This window comes from Anoxybacillus sp. TBDG-1, from assembly GCF_054815885.1.
In genome coordinates, this window is the sequence record NZ_JBTZSY010000009.1 from 23,214 (window position 1) to 38,870 (window position 15,657).

The following is a 15,657-nucleotide window of genomic DNA, read 5'->3' on the forward strand; positions in this document are numbered from 1 at the left end:
AAAAGATGGTAAAAAGAAAAGCAAATCACATCATTCCGGGCATGAATGATGCAAGCGCTCAAGGAAAAGGCACAGGTTACAATGAAGAACTCTCCAATGAACCACTTACTGAAGCTCAAAAACAAAATAATAAAAAACGGAAGAAAAATCAATAATCCCGCTTCAAGCGGGATTATTCATACATGTTGACTTCGTCGACAATTGCTTGCAAATCGTGGCGAAATTGTTCAAGCTGTTTTCGTTGTTTTTCCGAAGCTACTTCAAGTGCGTTATTAATTTGCTCAAACGCTTCATTTACCTCTTGTTTTAAATGGTGCAATTGACTTCCATAATCTGCATCGCTTTTTACAAGATGATCATACCATTCTTTTGCTTCCATTGTTCCTTGTTGGGCAGCTTCAAACGCTTGTTGCTTATTTTTATGATAAGGCATGTGATTCACTTCCTCCCTTTTTAATATTATCGTGCCTATTCACGGACGAAATATGCATAAATACCGTTTATCATGCCATCATATGAAAGGAAAGGAGTGTGTCCGCATGAACAAAAATACAAGCAAAGATATGCGCAAAAATGCCCCAAAAGGAGATAACCCGGGACAACCAGAGCCACTTAGTGGTTCAAAAAAAGTAAAAAATCAGAATCATACCCGTCAAAAGCATAACTCAAGTCACGATATGTAAAAGAGCTGACGCCATTGTCAGCTCTTTTACTTGATTCCGTTATTATTTTTTTACATAATAAACGTTGAGGTGGAATGTATGCTAACAGGTTGGTTTTTATGGTTTATTTTATTCTGGGTCGTTTTTCTTCTCGTTATGATGTCGATCGGTGGGTTTTTTATGTTTCGAAAATTTTTAAAACGCTTACCAAAAGAAGATGGAAAATCCGAATTAGACTGGCAAGAGTATTACATTGAACAAACGCGTCATCTATGGTCTGAAAAAGAAAAAGAGTTACTTGAAGATTTAGTTCGTCCTGTTCCCGAGCTGTTTCGTGATGTAGCTCGTCAAAAAATTGCTGGCAAAATTGGAGAGTTAGCGTTACAAGAGAAAGCGAATCGAATTACGGAAGATTTAGTTGTCCGTGGCTATATTCTCGCCACACCAAAACGAGATCATAAATTTTTAATGAAAGCACTACGAGAAAAACAAATTGATTTTACAAAATACGAACATTTACTAGCCAAAAAAAGCTAATCGCCTGTTTGCGGGTTAGCTTTTTTCTTTTATTTCGCGTTGAAGTCGACGATACGATGCATACATCGCTACGCGCCACGGAACGATCATCGAGAAGGCTAAAATCCAAAACATTCCCGCGAGTTCTCCGTACTCAATGGTGCGACTTAAATATGTTTTTAGAGCTAGACGCAATACAATTAAACCAGCAAAAATAAAAACGAACGCTTTTGAGCGTTGTAAGTAAATGTCGTTGCCTCGAGCTTCAAACGAAGACGTTTTAATTAACAAAATAGAAAAAAGCGCTCCAACAAAAATTGCTTCTACACATTCTAGCGCCGTTACTCGAAACATCGGATGAAGAAACATAAGAGCACCTGTGCTCATAAAAATAGGAGGTAATATAATTTTTTTGGCGTTTGTCGGTTTTTCGGCTGCTTTCATACGAATAAGGAAAACAAATCCAGCCATAAATACCGCAAATACCGAACTCAAAATAGCCAAAGTGAATCTTCCTTTCCCATCTTACTGTAACACACGCCGAATGGCTTCAATCACACGGCTCTCATCAAATGGTTTTACGATAAAATCTAGCGCTCCTGCTTCAATGGCTTCAACGACCATCTTTTGTTGTCCCATTGCTGAACACATAATAATTTTTGCATCCGGATCATGCAATTTAATTTCCTTGACAGCTTCAAGTCCGCTCATCACCGGCATCGTAATATCGAGTGTCACCACGTCTGGCTTTAACTCTATATAGAGCTCAACAGCTTCTCTCCCGTTTTCTGCTTCCCCAATGACTTCATGATTTACTTTTTTTAAAATGTTCGCTAATGTCATGCGCATAAATTTTGCATCATCGACAATTAAAATTCTCGCCATCTTCTTTCCCTCCACACCCTAAGAAACTAGAAACCTGTAAAGCCACCAAATATATTTGTCATATAGATCGTGATTTTCGTCATCCAGTCAAAAAACAATACAACCCCCATACCAATCATGACATATCCACCGACTTTCATTAGCTTAACATGATGTCTTCGAATCCAACCCATTTTTCCAATAAAAAACGATAAAAATAAAAACGGCAAAGCAAAACCAAGTGAATAAGCCGTCATATAAACAACACCTAAACTCGGGTTCGTCGCTGCTAGAGCAATAACCGATACTAAAATCGGACCTGTACACGGAGTCCAACCAGCAGCAAACGCCATACCGATAAGAAAAGAACCAATGTAACCTGATGGACGTTGTTGAAATGATAAACGTCGATCAGTCATTAAAAAGGCGGGCTTAAAGATGCCGATAATAACAAATCCGAAAAATACCATCAATATTGCCCCAATTTGACGAATGAGATCTTGGTATGTATAAAAAAAACGTCCAAGCATAGATGTACCAAAACCAATGGCGATAAAAATAAATGAAAATCCGAGCAAAAAAAATAACGTATGTAACAAACTTCTTTTTTGTAACAATGCATAATCGGATTTTAAATCACTAACAGAAATTCCTGTAATATATGATAAAAAAGCTGGATAAAGTGGTAAGCAGCATGGGGATATAAACGAAAGCACACCTGCCCCAAACGCAATAAGCAGTTGAATGTCCATATGATTGACACTCCATTCTTTCTTCATTTAATTATATTTTATCAAAAAAATACAAATACGAGCAACAGCTTCTTCCTGTGCTAAAAAAGACACTCGTTGCTGAGTGCCTTGCTTTTATTTTAATTGGTTGTTCATTGCTTTCATCATTTGATTAATTTTCTTTTGCGATGGAGTCATACCCATTTGCATCATCATCATTCGAATCATTTGCTCGTTAATCGGTGGATTTTTCTTTAAGTAGTTCATCATTGTTTTACGCGCAATAAAAAATCCGAGGGCAACGCCAGCAGCAAGCGCTACAATGCCTACTAAAATCATTTCCCACATATTTTTTCCTCCTTCATGTTGTCTACATTACACTATACTAAACAATAACGGTTTGTACAATATGTTCAGTAAAAAATCTTTATTCGATAATAAAACGGGGAGATGTGCTCCCCGTTTTATTATTTGTCTAATAATGCTTTGACTCGCGCCACAACGTTTTCCACTGTAAATCCATATTCTTGCATAATTTTTTCTCCAGGTGCAGAAGCCCCGAAGCGATCGATAGCTAAAATATCACCTTCATCACCTGTATAGCGCTCCCAACCGAGAGATGAGCCCATTTCAATAGCAAGACGTTTTTTCACATGCTTTGGAATGACACTATCCTTATATTGCGCTGGTTGTGCTTCAAAACGATCCCATGAAGGCATGCTTACAACAGAAACGTGAATACCTTCATTCGCTAACGCTTTTTGTGCTTCTACCGCTAAGCTTACTTCTGAACCAGATGCAAGCAATAATGCTTGTACTTCCTCTTGCGCTTCAGAAACAACGTACGCTCCTTTTTTCACTCCTTCATACGCACGTTCCGCTGTCGTTGCTAGCGTAGGAAGATTTTGACGCGTCAACACAAGCGCCGTCGGACGATCTGTGGATTCTACAGCTAATCGCCATGCAGCTGCTGTTTCATTTGCATCTGCTGGACGAATGACACATACATTCGGCATCGCTCTTAATGAAGCAAGTTGTTCAATTGGTTCGTGCGTTGGACCATCTTCACCAACCGCAATGCTGTCATGTGTAAATACATATGTGACAGGTAATCCCATAAGCGCAGCAAGCCGAATTGCCGGACGTAAGTAATCCGAAAAGACGAAGAACGTACCACCGTACACTTTTACACCGCCGTGGAGCGCCATACCATTTAACGCTGCGCCCATCGCAAATTCACGTACACCAAACCAAATGTTACGACCTCCGTAACTTCCAGGTAAGAAGTCCCCTGCTCCTTTAATCAACGTTTTATTTGAACCTGCTAAGTCTGCGGATCCACCTAAAAATTGTGGCACGACTTTCGCAATTGCATTCAATACTTCTCCAGAAGAAGCACGTGTCGCTAGACTCTTTCCTTCTGCATATATCGGTAACGCTTTTTCCCAACCTTCAGGAAGTTTACCGTCAATCGCCATTTTTAATTGTTTTGCTAAATCTGGGTATGCCTTTTCATATTCAGTAAATAAAGCATTCCACTCTGCTTCTTTTTTCTCCCCGGCTTCTTTTACTACTTTTTCAAAATGAGCGTACACTTCGTCTGGAACGTGAAAATCTTCTTCAAACGTCCATTTATACGCTTGTTTTGTTAGTTTAATTTCATCTTTCCCAAGCGGAGCACCATGTACATCTGCTGTTCCTGCTTTGTTTGGTGAACCGTAACCGATTGTTGTTTTCACTTCAATTAATGTCGGGCGTTCTAAATCTCTTTGAGCTTCAGCAATAGCTCGAGCAATCTCCTCGATGTTATTACCATCTTCTACACGAATATATTGCCACCCGTACGCTTTGAAACGCTGTTCTACACTTTCTGAAAACGAAAGATTTAATTCGCCATCTAGCGAAATATCATTTGAATCATAAAGGACGATGAGGCGACCGAGTTTTAAGTGACCAGCTAACGAAGCAGCTTCTGCAGAAACCCCTTCCATTAAGTCACCGTCACCGCAAATGGCATATGTAAAGTGATTGACGATTTCGAATTTATCCTTGTTGTATGTAGCCGCTAAATGCCGCTCTGCCATCGCCATTCCGACAGCCATCGCAATCCCTTGCCCAAGCGGTCCAGTTGTTGCTTCGACACCTGGTGTATGACCGTATTCCGGATGCCCTGGTGTTTTACTTCCCCATTGACGAAACTGTTTAATATCTTCCATCGTGACATCGTAACCGCTTAGGTGGAGCAAGCTATACAATAGCATTGAACCATGTCCTGCTGATAATACAAAGCGATCTCGATTGAACCATTTTGGATTGCGTGGATTATGGTTCATAAACTTCGTCCATAATGTATACGCCATCGGTGCTGCACCCATTGGCATGCCTGGATGACCGGAATTTGCTTTTTCAATCGCATCAATTGACAACGTACGAATGGCTGTAATTGATAATTGTTCGATAGAGTTTGTCATTATCTTCATCCTTTCGTTTGCAAGCATTCTCACCTTTTATGATATAGAAAAGTTCGTAAAATGTACAATGGTTCACAACATTTTTTTTTTGACAAACTGCTGAAAAAAGAGAACATCTACGTAGTATGTTCTCCATGATAAGCGCATTAATGCAAACGTTTTTTCTTACTATCCTTTAATTTTTTTGGTGTGACATCATTGCCATTTGGATCAATAACTTTTACAGCATGCAATGTTTCAATCATCGACGCTCGGAAGGCAGCAATATACTCCGTACGAAGTTGAAGCTGTTCTTGCTTTTCTTCATCTGTAAGACCGCCTACCTTTGCTTTTTTAGCTAGCGCATTAATTCGTGCTATTTTTTCAGAAGATAACATTCAATCTCATTCCTTTGTATTGACATTTTTACTCGTATCATCATACAAAAATTTTTCTTTGTTGGCAAGTTGCTCATATTCTTTGTATCGGCGATGAACGGTCGCTTTTGATACATCATACCCTAGTGAACGGAGCGTAGCCGCAATTTCTGCGAACGTTAAGCGATTTTGACGTAAACGAACAATGTCTTCTATCGGTACGTCTTTCCGATCTCGCCCAGCCTGTTCGCCAACATTTCGCAAATTATTTTCCGGTCGATAGCCGTTTTGAACAGCCCGTTGCATCCCACGTTTAATTTTTAAGTTATGTATTTTTCTTTGATACTCCTCTACAATACTAATGATTTCTAACACCATCGAATCTGCTTCTGACAACTGAAGCTCTCCGCGATGACTAACTGTATACACGCGAATACCTTCTTTTTGTAAACAACGGAGAAGGGCAATTTTTGCATTTCCCCGTCCGAGCCTTGTTTCATCTTGAACGAGAACGACATCAATGCGATGTTGTTTAATTGCATCAAGCAACTCCATAATTCCTACGCGTTCAATGTCATAACCACTTGCTTGTTCTTCAATGATCTTGATAATATTCATTTCATATTCTTGGGCTAACTTTTCAAGCTCCTCTTTTTGTCTTTGTAACGATGTTTCTTGTGTCTGTTTTGTCGTACTTACACGACAATAAATAATTGCGTTCATCCGCCATCCCTTTCCCTATGGTTTGTTAGCAACAAGTTCATTTTCATGATTTGATTTTAACACAGGAATGACGATTTTCTCACCAACGATTAATCGATCATCCAAACGCCCATTCACTTTCATTACCCATTCAATAAATTGCTGGTGCGACAATTGATGCTCGTGCTTGTATTGATCTGCAAGCTCCCATAATGTATCACCTGCTGATACTGTAATCTCAACATATTTTTCTTTATCCACAGATTGTGTTACGTGTAAAAATGCCCATGCAAATAGTACACTAAATAAAACCATCACCACATAATGTACTTTCCCCACACGACCTACCCCCTAGAACATTTGTTTGTATATATAATAACGAGAACCTTTGTTCGTGTCAACTGTTTTTTCGAACTTATGTTTGTATTAACATACAAAATTATGTTATAATACGGACAAAGATTGAAAAGGAAGAGGTGTATAATGATGACGAAATTGTCAAAACGGCAACAACAAATTTTGGACTTTATTAAACAAGAAGTGCGTACAAAAGGGTATCCACCGTCAGTAAGGGAGATTGGCGAAGCGGTCGGTTTAGCCTCGAGCTCTACCGTCCACGGACATTTAGCTCGTTTAGAAAGTAAAGGCTTCATTCGACGTGATCCTACAAAACCTCGAGCTATTGAGATTTTGGACGAGCACGAATCCATCCCGAAAACCAATGTCATCAATGTTCCGATCGTTGGAAAAGTCACAGCTGGACAACCAATTACTGCAATTGAAAACATTGAAGAATATTTCCCTCTTCCAGAACGGTTCGTCTCACCAGATGATCAAGTATTTATGCTGCAAATTGTCGGAGAAAGCATGATTGAAGCCGGTATTTTAGACGGGGACTATGTGATCGTTCGTCAACAACAAACAGCTAATAATGGAGATATCGTTGTAGCAATGACTGAAGATCATGAGGCGACAGTGAAGCGATTTTTTAAAGAAAAAGATTATATCCGTTTGCAACCCGAAAATTCAGCGATGGAACCAATTATTGTTCAAAATGCTATAATTTTAGGAAAAGTCATAGGTGTATATCGTGCGATTCATTAAGAAAAAGGAGAACATAAAAAAGCTAACGGAAAAACCGTTAGCTTTTTTAGTAGAGGCTCATATATTGTTCACGTTCCCATGGATGTACTGCTGTGCGGAACATATCCCATTCAATTTCTTTCGCCTCGACGAAGTGCTCAAATAAATGTTTACCAAGCGCATTAACGACTACTTCATCCGATTTTAAGTTTTGAAGCGCTTCTGCTAATGTTGCAGGCAAGTCAACAATACCTTCTTCTAAGCGTTCCTCCTTTGTCATCACATAAATATTGCGATCGACTGGTGCAGGAGGTGTTAACTTATTTTTAATTCCATCCAATCCAGCTGCCAATAATACAGCCATTGCCAAATATGGGTTTGCCGCAGGGTCTACACTACGCACTTCAATGCGCGTACTCATGCCACGTGACGCCGGGATACGAATAAGTGGACTACGGTTACGTGCAGACCATGCCACATAACAAGGTGCCTCATAGCCTGGAACGAGACGTTTGTATGAGTTCACCGTTGGGTTTGTTACTGCTGTAAAGTTCGGAGCGTGCTTTAATACACCCGCAATAAACTGCAATGCTGTTTCGCTTAGTTGCAATTGACCATTTGGATCAAAAAAGGCATTCTCACCATTTTTAAAGAGCGATAAATTACAATGCATACCTGAACCATTCACACCAAAAAGCGGTTTTGGCATAAATGTCGCATGTAAACCGTGTTTGCGTGCGACTGTTTTTACGACAAGTTTGAATGTTTGAATATCGTCGCACGCTTTTACGGCATTGGCATACTTGAAGTCAATTTCATGTTGCCCTGGTGCAACTTCATGATGGGATGCTTCGATTTCAAATCCCATCTCCTCTAACTCTAGTACAATATCGCGCCGACAGTTTTCTCCTAAATCCGTTGGAGCTAAGTCAAAGTAACCACCATTATCGTTTAACTCTAACGTCGGCTCTCCTTTTTCGTCTAACTTAAATAAGAAAAACTCCGGTTCTGGACCTAAATTAAACTCTGTAAATCCGAGCGCTTCCATCTCTTTTAATACACGTTTTAAGTTATAACGTGGACATCCTTCGAATGGCGTACCATCTGGATTGTAAATATCGCAAATAAAACGCGCCACTTTCCCTTTTTCTGCTGTCCACGGGAAAATCACAAATGTATCTAAATCTGGATACAAATACATATCTGACTCTTCGATGCGAACAAATCCCTCGATCGATGATCCGTCAAACATCATTTTATTATCGAGCGCTTTTTGTAATTGACTAACTGGAATTTCCACGTTTTTAATCGTACCGAGAATGTCTGTAAACTGCAAACGAATGTACTTTACATTCTCTTCCTTAACAATACGAAAAATGTCTTCTTTCGTGTACTTAGCCATACATATTCCTCCCCCAAAATGAAAAAGATTATTTATGTTAAAAAACATAAATTTTTAGTGAAAAAAGCGAGCTATATCTCCTTGACGAAGCGATGCCCGATTAAAACGACCGGCTTGCATCAACTCGGCACGCAACAGTTTGCGCAACTCCGCTTCGGACAAATCTTGTTTCATCACTTTCGGCGCAACAGACGGCGTTGTTTCCGTATGTTGTTGTTGACGCGAAGCAAAAATTTGTTTAATGCCTGCTAAATTAACACCTTGCTCGATTAAATCTTTAATTTCAAGCAAACGATCCACGTCATTAAACGAAAATAATCGGCGATTACCTTCTGTCCGAGCAGGTGAAACAAGACCGTGTTCCTCATAATAGCGAATTTGTCGCGCTGATAAATCTGTTAATTGCATAACGATGCCCATTGGAAATAATGGCATGGAGCGACGAATGTGACTATTCATGTCGACCCCTCCTTACGTAATACGTATTTTCATTTTATTCTATGTCACTTTATATGTCAATAACATGTTATATTTTATCACATATTTTTTCTGGAAGATTTTACAATTGAATCAATTGTTTTTCGAGCAATCGATCAATTGCCATACACACAGCAATTTTTACATGTGAATACGTTAATCCTCCCTGCACATACGCCACATAAGGCGGTCGAATCGGCCCATCAGCTGATAGTTCAATGCTTGCACCTTGTACAAACGTTCCTGCGGCCATAATGACGTCATCTTCATAGCCTGGCATGTAGTTTGGATATGGCGTAAAATGCGAATTGACAGGAGATGCAAATTGAATCGCTTGACAAAACGCGATCATTTGTTCTGCATCGTCAAATTGCACGGACTGAATTAAATCGGTGCGTGCCGCATTCCATGCCGGATACGTATTCATTCCGATTCGTTCAAGCATAGCTGCAGTAAAGACCGCACCTTTTAGCGCTTGACCGACAACATGTGGCGCTAAGAAAAACCCTTGATACATTTCTTGTAAACTGTATAAAGAAGCACCGGCTTCCGCTCCAATTCCCGGTGATGTCATCCGATACGCACACATTTCGATATATTCGCGTTTACCAATGAGATATCCTCCTGTCTTTGCCAGTCCACCACCAGGATTTTTAATAAGCGACCCAGCAATTAAGTCTGCACCAACATGACACGGCTCTTGCTCCTCGACAAATTCTCCATAACAGTTATCGACGAAAACGACAACGTCTTGTTTGATTGCTTTGACAAAATCAATCATCTCTTTTATTTCAGCAATTGTAAATGATGGACGTGGGTCATACCCTTTTGACCGTTGAATACCAATCATTTTCGTTCGATCATTGATCGCTTGTTTTACCGCTGCAAAATCGACTTTACCTTCTGGAGTGAGCGGTACGCTGCTATAGCTGATATGAAACTCTTTTAGCGAACCGATGCCTTTGCCGCGAATACCGACAATTTCTTCAAGCGTATCGTACGGTTTGCCGGTAATATATAATAGTTCATCTCCCGGACGTAACACGCCAAATAAGGCAATTGTAATCGCATGCGTGCCAGAAATAATTTGTGGACGGACGAGCGCTGCTTCCCCACCGAATACATCTGCATACACTTTTTCTAACGTATCGCGCCCGATGTCATCATAGCCATATCCTGTCGACGGAATAAAATGCGCATCGCTTACTTGATGGCGGCGAAAGCTTTGTAATACGCGATATTGATTGGAATCAATGCGCTCATCAATCGCTTGATGAATCGATGCAATTTGTGCTTCAATTTCTTTAACGAGCCTAGCAATTTTCTCTCCATGTGTGAAATGCTGAAACATAACAAAACCCTTTCTATTTACTGTATGTTCTTAGTTGTAACAAAAGTGGATGCTCTGGCAATAGGTAACCGCTACATTCATACATACCACTTTGTTCATTGAAATGAATGTGTCGTACAATTGTTTCTGATTTTAGCTGGGCGAGCAATTTTCCTGCAAACGCTGGAATCGTCACATCGTAACGCTCCATCGCCTCTGTCATCTTTTCTTCAATAAAGTTGCGCAAATTTTGAACATCTTGTTCATGAAACGCACTCACTAACATATAATCGGTCTTCGGGCTTGGTACAAAGCTTGGAAGGACGATGTCACGTTTGTTATATACCGTCGCCATTGGAATGTTTGTCGCTTCCAACTCCTCAAGCAAACGGTAAACGGTTTGTTCATGTTGAATATAGTCCGGATTTGACGAATCAACAATATGTAAAATCAAGTCGGCTTCTTTCACTTCTTCTAGCGTCGAACGAAACGCCGCAACGAGCGTTGTCGGCAAGTCTTGAATAAACCCGACCGTGTCCGTCAAAAGCGTAGTATAGCCACTTGGTAACACCAGTTTCCTTGTGAGCGGATCTAGTGTCGCGAACAATAAATTTTCTTCAAACGCATCCGCGTTCGTGAGCCGGTTAAAAAGCGTTGATTTCCCAGCGTTTGTGTAGCCGACTAGCGCGATTTGAAACACCGCATTTCTCTTTCGTCGTTCGCGATACCGTTCGCGATGTTCAACGACCGCTTTTAGCTGCGCTTTAATTTCGTCGATGCGGCGGCGAATATGACGACGGTCTGTTTCTAGTTTCGTTTCTCCCGGTCCTCTCGTTCCGATTCCACCGCCTAATCGAGAAAGTTCTACACCTTGTCCACTTAAGCGCGGCAAAATATACTGTAACTGGGCAAGCTCGACTTGCAATTTCCCTTCCCTTGAGCGAGCACGGCTTGCGAAAATATCTAAAATAAGTTGCGTCCGATCAATGACGCGTACGTTTAATAACTTCGTTAAGTTGCGGTTTTGGCTTGGTGACAATTCATCATTAAAAATAACGACATCTGGTTCAAGCTGTTCAACAAGCCGAACAAGTTCTTCCACTTTTCCTTTACCGATATATGTCGCTGGATGAATCGTGTCCCGTTTTTGTATAAGACTTATAACTACCTCACCGTTTGCAGTATGAACGAGTGAAGCCAGCTCTTCCATTGAGTACGAAAACCGTTCGTCGTCGACGTGTGGCAATTGGCAACCAACAATAATGACTCGTTCCTTTCCCATATTTCCCCTCTTTCCTATTGAACATCTGTTCTCATCATAACAAATCTAGTTTAAAAGTGCTATGGTCGAAAAATGATCATTGATTTTTTTATATTTTATACATAAAATTTTAACGTAATGTTACATAACAGAAAGGATTGCGATGATGACTTGGGAAGTATTAAGTATAATTGGCACTGTTGCTTTTGCGATTAGCGGAGCGATTGTCGCTATGGAAGAGGAATACGATATTTTAGGTGTATACATTCTGGGAATTGTAACCGCATTCGGCGGCGGTGCTGTACGCAACGTATTAATTGGCGTACCTGTATCTGTCCTTTGGCAACAACAAACACTTTTTTTCATCGCGTTTATCGCGATGACGATTGTCTATTTGTTTCCACAAAAAACGTTACCCCATTGGCAACGTTGGGGAAACTTTTTTGATGCTCTCGGATTGTCAGCCTTCGCCATTCAAGGAGCATTATATGCTGTTCAAATGAATCGTCCGTTAAGTGCAGTCATTGTTGCTGCTGTATTGACTGGAAGTGGAGGCGGAATGATTCGCGATGTATTAGCGGGAAGAAAACCTCTCGTATTGCGTGATGAAATTTATGCTGTTTGGGCGATTTTAGCAGGCGTTGCGGTCGGAACCGGTATCGCACATTCTCCAATTAGCTTGTATGTATTGTTTATTGTCGTTGCGGCATTGCGCATTTTATCGTATACATACAACTGGAAATTGCCGAATAAATCGTTAAAAACAAACAACTAAAGCAGGAGACCTCAAAGGGAGCTCCTGCTTTTTTATCCTTCCCATCTCTCCACAATGGTCGCGGTTGCCATGCCGTGCCCGATGCAAATCGTTAATAAGCCATAGCGTCCCTTTCGTCGTTCGAGCTCGTGAATGAGCGACGTCATGAGTTTCACACCCGTTGCCCCAAGCGGATGGCCTAACGCAATCGCACCACCGTTGACGTTTACTTTCGAAAGCGGTACACCGATTTCTTTTTGCCAAGCGAGGACGACAGATGCGAACGCTTCATTAATTTCAACAAGGTCGATATCGTCAATCGTAAGGTTCGCTTTTTGCAATATTTTTTTCGTCGCCGGAATGACACCGTCCAACATGTACGTCGGATCGGAGCCGACGACGGTTTGAGCAACAATTTTTACTTTTGGTTTCAAACCAAGACAAAGCGCTGTTTCGCGCTCCATCAGTAGCACGGCCGCTGCGCCGTCGCTCATTTGACTTGCGTTTCCAGCTGTAATTTTTCCGTCTTGTTTAAAAACGGGCTTCAACGCCGCTAGCGCTTCAAGCGATGTATCTTGGCGCGGTCCTTCATCAGCTGTTACGATGATGTCGTTGCCGTCTTTATCAAGTCCGTTGACGGGCACCATTTCTTCTGTGAAACGACCTTCTGCTTGCGCCCGAAGCGCTCGCTGATGGCTTTCGTACGCATATGCATCTAACTGTTCTCGTGTCAATCCGTATTTTTCGGCAATCAATTCAGCAGAAATGCCTTGGTGGACGAATTCATATTTTTCATGGAGCGATGGTGGAATCGTCCGCTCGTTTCCATCGCTTAAAATCGGCACTTTCGTCATACTTTCCACACCAGCCGCAATCGTGATGTCCATATCGCTTGATTTAATTTCCTGCGCAGCGAAATGAAGCGCCTGCTGCCCCGATCCGCACATGCGGTTAATTTGCACTGCGGGAACGTCAATGGGAAAGCCTGCCTCCAATGCTGCTAACCTCCCGATATTGTAGCCTTGTTCGCCAATCGGCGTTACGCAGCCCATGACGATGTCTTCAATTACCTGTTTTTCCACCCCAGCACGCTTGACAACTTCATCCAGCACAATTGCTGCTAAATGAACAGGATGTTTGTCGCGAAACACCCCATTTCGCTTGCCGACAGGAGTGCGTACCGCTTCGACAATGACCACTTCACGCATGCTTTTCCCTTCTTTCACTCGTATGTGTAAAATCCTTTCCCTGTTTTTCGTCCGAGACGCCCTGCTTCGACGAGTTTGCGAAGCGTTTGCGGCGGACGGAACCGGTCGCCGTATGCTTCTGTCATATTTTCACTGACAAATAGCATCGTATCTAATCCGACTAAATCGGCAAGTTCAAGCGGTCCCATCGGATAATTCAGCCCAAGGCGAATCGCCTTGTCGATATGCTCCGCGGAAGCGATTCCTTCTTCATACATGCGAATGCATTCCAACATATGCGCCGCAAGAGCCCGTGTTGTCACAAATCCTTGCATATCTTTTACGATGACCGTTTCTTTGCCAATGGCTTCCGATAATTGTTGAATGGCTTCAATCGTTTGTTCTGATGTTTCTACCCCTTTTACGATTTCAATGAGCTTCATGACTGGCGCCGGATTAAACCAATGCATGCCGACGACTTGACTTGGACGTTTGGTCGCTGCAGCAATCGCGGTGACGCTTAATTCCGACGTATTAGTCGCTAAAATCGCCGCTTGTTTCGCATAGCGGTCAAGCTGTTCAAATACTTGTTTTTTGAGCGGCAAATGTTCTGGCACCGCTTCAATGACAACGTCCGCCGCTTTCACTGCTTCTTGCAAGTTCGTTTCGGTTTGAATGCGTGAAAGAATAGCCGTTGCCTCTTGTTCTTGTAGTTTGCTAGCTTTTACAAAACGAGAAACGCTTTTTTGAATGGACTGCATTCCTTTTTCAAGCGCTGCATCAGAAATATCGTATAAATAAACTGTTTTTCCGCCCATTGCTAACGACTGGGCGATGCCGCTTCCCATTAATCCAGCACCGATGACCGCAATTGTTTGCATCCCCACTCCCCCTATTGAACGTTTGTAAAATAATCGCGCAATTGTTCACGTAATTTCATTTTTAAAAATTTTCCGACACTCGTTTTCGGAATTTCGCTCATAAAGACGATGTCATCTGGCAGCCACCATTTTGCAAATTGCGGACGTAAAAAGTCGTATAGTTCCTCCTTTGTCACATGTTTTCCTTCTTTTACTACGACGCATGCGATCGGGCGCTCTTGCCATTGTGGATGCGGCACGGCAACAACCGCCGCTTCAAACACCGCTTCATGCGCCATCAAGGCATTTTCTAAGTCGACAGACGAAATCCATTCCCCGCCGCTTTTAATGACATCTTTTGTCCGGTCGACGATTTTAATAAACCCTTCTTCATCTACTGTCACAACATCGCCTGTATAGAGCCACCCGTCGCGAAACGCGTCTTTGCGTCCTTTTCCCGTCCGTTCGCGCGCATACAACGCAGCGGTAATTTGTTCAACTACATGCATGCTCCCAATGAGATCGGCAAACGTGATCGTCGGATGAATGGGACGACCGTCCGCTTTCAGCTGGGCTAAAACGCCTGAAAGCGCCATGTAGTTTAAGTCATGGCTTCCAAACGATGCATACCGGCTATGTTGACCGTAGCCACTAATCGAACAATATACGAGCGATGGATTCATGATGGATACATCTTCATAGCCGAGCCCAAGCTTTTTCATGACACCGGGGCGAAAACTTTCGATAACGACGTCCGCTTGGCGGATGAGCTGTTGCGCCGTTTGAACATCTGTTGCATTTTTCAAATTTAACGCTATGCTTTTTTTATTTTTATTGTTCGCGTCAAACAAGCAGTCGTCGGCTAGCCCTCGCATCCGATCGCCTGTTTTTGGCTCGATTTTGATTACTTCCGCGCCTAAATCCGTTAAGCGAAGGCTAGCAAACGGATCGGGGAGATAGTGGGAAAAATCAATCACTTTGATTCCGTCCAGCAATAAAAT

Annotated in this window: 21 protein-coding genes; 5 read left to right on the plus strand and 16 right to left on the minus strand. The window is 41.8% G+C overall.

Going from position 1 to position 15,657, the window contains the following annotated elements; genetic code table 11:
- The first annotated feature begins 5 nt into the window (after positions 1–5).
- Positions 6–155: a small acid-soluble spore protein O gene (gene sspO, locus ACYQY7_RS04315; RefSeq protein WP_461200893.1), complete on the plus strand. Its 150-nt coding sequence runs from the start codon at positions 6–8 to the stop codon at positions 153–155.
- A gap of 17 nt (positions 156–172) precedes the next feature.
- Here sspO and ACYQY7_RS04320 read toward each other — a convergent pair whose 3' ends face one another.
- Complete coding sequence (locus ACYQY7_RS04320) at positions 173–433, minus strand: hypothetical protein (RefSeq protein ID WP_035019584.1); 261 nt, start codon at positions 431–433, stop codon at positions 173–175.
- A gap of 106 nt (positions 434–539) precedes the next feature.
- On the opposite strand from ACYQY7_RS04320, the gene ACYQY7_RS04325 reads away from it, so the two are divergent.
- Complete coding sequence (locus ACYQY7_RS04325; protein ID WP_006318326.1) at positions 540–683, plus strand: small acid-soluble spore protein P; 144 nt, start codon at positions 540–542, stop codon at positions 681–683.
- A 78-nt stretch (positions 684–761) separates the two neighbouring features.
- Entirely contained in the window at positions 762–1,199 is a 438-nt protein-coding gene (locus ACYQY7_RS04330) for a DUF2621 domain-containing protein (RefSeq protein ID WP_183243669.1), read from the plus strand.
- A gap of 15 nt (positions 1,200–1,214) precedes the next feature.
- Here ACYQY7_RS04330 and ACYQY7_RS04335 read toward each other — a convergent pair whose 3' ends face one another.
- The 8 genes from ACYQY7_RS04335 to yneA form a co-directional block, all read right to left on the minus strand.
- A complete protein-coding gene (locus ACYQY7_RS04335) occupies positions 1,215–1,682 on the minus strand; it encodes a CcdC family protein (protein WP_461200894.1) in 468 nt (155 codons plus the stop codon).
- A gap of 21 nt (positions 1,683–1,703) precedes the next feature.
- Positions 1,704–2,063, minus strand: a complete 360-nt coding sequence (locus ACYQY7_RS04340) for a response regulator (RefSeq protein WP_461200895.1) — start codon at positions 2,061–2,063, stop codon at positions 1,704–1,706.
- 26 nt (positions 2,064–2,089) lie between these two features.
- Complete coding sequence (locus ACYQY7_RS04345) at positions 2,090–2,794, minus strand: cytochrome c biogenesis CcdA family protein (protein ID WP_461200896.1); 705 nt, start codon at positions 2,792–2,794, stop codon at positions 2,090–2,092.
- Positions 2,795–2,908: 114 nt separating this feature from the next.
- A complete protein-coding gene (locus ACYQY7_RS04350; RefSeq protein ID WP_003398951.1) occupies positions 2,909–3,121 on the minus strand; it encodes a YneF family protein in 213 nt (70 codons plus the stop codon).
- 119 nt (positions 3,122–3,240) lie between these two features.
- Positions 3,241–5,244, minus strand: coding sequence for a transketolase (tkt, locus tag ACYQY7_RS04355; RefSeq protein WP_461200897.1), 2,004 nt, complete (start codon positions 5,242–5,244; stop codon positions 3,241–3,243).
- Between the two features lie 146 nt (positions 5,245–5,390).
- The gene (locus ACYQY7_RS04360; protein WP_461200898.1) at positions 5,391–5,621 is read right to left on the minus strand and encodes a DUF896 domain-containing protein; all 231 of its coding nucleotides are present in this window, start codon (positions 5,619–5,621) and stop codon (positions 5,391–5,393) included.
- 6 nt (positions 5,622–5,627) lie between these two features.
- Positions 5,628–6,323: a YneB family resolvase-like protein gene (locus ACYQY7_RS04365; RefSeq protein ID WP_461200899.1), complete on the minus strand. Its 696-nt coding sequence runs from the start codon at positions 6,321–6,323 to the stop codon at positions 5,628–5,630.
- Between the two features lie 15 nt (positions 6,324–6,338).
- A complete protein-coding gene (gene yneA, locus ACYQY7_RS04370) occupies positions 6,339–6,641 on the minus strand; it encodes a cell division suppressor protein YneA (RefSeq protein WP_461200900.1) in 303 nt (100 codons plus the stop codon).
- A gap of 147 nt (positions 6,642–6,788) precedes the next feature.
- On the opposite strand from yneA, the gene lexA reads away from it, so the two are divergent.
- Complete coding sequence (gene lexA / locus ACYQY7_RS04375) at positions 6,789–7,406, plus strand: transcriptional repressor LexA (protein ID WP_461200901.1); 618 nt, start codon at positions 6,789–6,791, stop codon at positions 7,404–7,406.
- Between the two features lie 46 nt (positions 7,407–7,452).
- Here the strand turns inward: lexA and glnA are convergent, their stop codons facing one another.
- From glnA to hflX, 4 genes are all read right to left on the minus strand, one after another.
- Complete coding sequence (glnA, locus tag ACYQY7_RS04380; RefSeq protein WP_461200902.1) at positions 7,453–8,787, minus strand: type I glutamate--ammonia ligase; 1,335 nt, start codon at positions 8,785–8,787, stop codon at positions 7,453–7,455.
- Between the two features lie 54 nt (positions 8,788–8,841).
- Positions 8,842–9,246: a MerR family transcriptional regulator gene (locus ACYQY7_RS04385; RefSeq protein WP_055441337.1), complete on the minus strand. Its 405-nt coding sequence runs from the start codon at positions 9,244–9,246 to the stop codon at positions 8,842–8,844.
- Positions 9,247–9,346: 100 nt separating this feature from the next.
- Entirely contained in the window at positions 9,347–10,615 is a 1,269-nt protein-coding gene (locus ACYQY7_RS04390) for a methionine gamma-lyase family protein (RefSeq protein WP_461200903.1), read from the minus strand.
- Between the two features lie 13 nt (positions 10,616–10,628).
- Positions 10,629–11,876, minus strand: coding sequence for a GTPase HflX (gene hflX / locus ACYQY7_RS04395; RefSeq protein ID WP_461200904.1), 1,248 nt, complete (start codon positions 11,874–11,876; stop codon positions 10,629–10,631).
- Between the two features lie 145 nt (positions 11,877–12,021).
- Between hflX and ACYQY7_RS04400 the strand changes: the two genes are divergently transcribed.
- Positions 12,022–12,630: a trimeric intracellular cation channel family protein gene (locus tag ACYQY7_RS04400; RefSeq protein WP_461200935.1), complete on the plus strand. Its 609-nt coding sequence runs from the start codon at positions 12,022–12,024 to the stop codon at positions 12,628–12,630.
- Positions 12,631–12,662: 32 nt separating this feature from the next.
- On the opposite strand, the gene ACYQY7_RS04405 is transcribed toward ACYQY7_RS04400, so the two are convergent.
- The 3 genes from ACYQY7_RS04405 to ACYQY7_RS04415 are packed head-to-tail and all read right to left on the minus strand — an operon-like array spanning position 12,663 to position 15,651.
- Complete coding sequence (locus ACYQY7_RS04405; RefSeq protein ID WP_461200905.1) at positions 12,663–13,817, minus strand: thiolase family protein; 1,155 nt, start codon at positions 13,815–13,817, stop codon at positions 12,663–12,665.
- 14 nt (positions 13,818–13,831) lie between these two features.
- Positions 13,832–14,677, minus strand: coding sequence for a 3-hydroxyacyl-CoA dehydrogenase family protein (locus ACYQY7_RS04410; protein ID WP_461200906.1), 846 nt, complete (start codon positions 14,675–14,677; stop codon positions 13,832–13,834).
- Between the two features lie 11 nt (positions 14,678–14,688).
- Positions 14,689–15,651, minus strand: coding sequence for a CaiB/BaiF CoA transferase family protein (locus ACYQY7_RS04415; RefSeq protein ID WP_461200907.1), 963 nt, complete (start codon positions 15,649–15,651; stop codon positions 14,689–14,691).
- Between the last annotated feature and the right edge of the window lie 6 nt (positions 15,652–15,657).

Coding starts and splice junctions, on each gene's coding strand:
- sspO (WP_461200893.1), top strand. CDS start 6: ATGGTAAAAAGAAAAGCAAATCACATCATTCCGGGCATGAATGATGCA.
- ACYQY7_RS04320 (WP_035019584.1), bottom strand. CDS start 433: ATGCCTTATCATAAAAATAAGCAACAAGCGTTTGAAGCTGCCCAACAA.
- ACYQY7_RS04325 (WP_006318326.1), top strand. CDS start 540: ATGAACAAAAATACAAGCAAAGATATGCGCAAAAATGCCCCAAAAGGA.
- ACYQY7_RS04330 (WP_183243669.1), top strand. CDS start 762: ATGCTAACAGGTTGGTTTTTATGGTTTATTTTATTCTGGGTCGTTTTT.
- ACYQY7_RS04340 (WP_461200895.1), bottom strand. CDS start 2,063: ATGGCGAGAATTTTAATTGTCGATGATGCAAAATTTATGCGCATGACA.
- ACYQY7_RS04345 (WP_461200896.1), bottom strand. CDS start 2,794: ATGGACATTCAACTGCTTATTGCGTTTGGGGCAGGTGTGCTTTCGTTT.
- ACYQY7_RS04350 (WP_003398951.1), bottom strand. CDS start 3,121: ATGTGGGAAATGATTTTAGTAGGCATTGTAGCGCTTGCTGCTGGCGTT.
- tkt (WP_461200897.1), bottom strand. CDS start 5,244: ATGACAAACTCTATCGAACAATTATCAATTACAGCCATTCGTACGTTG.
- ACYQY7_RS04360 (WP_461200898.1), bottom strand. CDS start 5,621: ATGTTATCTTCTGAAAAAATAGCACGAATTAATGCGCTAGCTAAAAAA.
- ACYQY7_RS04365 (WP_461200899.1), bottom strand. CDS start 6,323: ATGAACGCAATTATTTATTGTCGTGTAAGTACGACAAAACAGACACAA.
- lexA (WP_461200901.1), top strand. CDS start 6,789: ATGACGAAATTGTCAAAACGGCAACAACAAATTTTGGACTTTATTAAA.
- glnA (WP_461200902.1), bottom strand. CDS start 8,787: ATGGCTAAGTACACGAAAGAAGACATTTTTCGTATTGTTAAGGAAGAG.
- ACYQY7_RS04385 (WP_055441337.1), bottom strand. CDS start 9,246: ATGAATAGTCACATTCGTCGCTCCATGCCATTATTTCCAATGGGCATC.
- ACYQY7_RS04390 (WP_461200903.1), bottom strand. CDS start 10,615: ATGTTTCAGCATTTCACACATGGAGAGAAAATTGCTAGGCTCGTTAAA.
- hflX (WP_461200904.1), bottom strand. CDS start 11,876: ATGGGAAAGGAACGAGTCATTATTGTTGGTTGCCAATTGCCACACGTC.
- ACYQY7_RS04400 (WP_461200935.1), top strand. CDS start 12,022: ATGACTTGGGAAGTATTAAGTATAATTGGCACTGTTGCTTTTGCGATT.
- ACYQY7_RS04405 (WP_461200905.1), bottom strand. CDS start 13,817: ATGCGTGAAGTGGTCATTGTCGAAGCGGTACGCACTCCTGTCGGCAAG.
- ACYQY7_RS04410 (WP_461200906.1), bottom strand. CDS start 14,677: ATGCAAACAATTGCGGTCATCGGTGCTGGATTAATGGGAAGCGGCATC.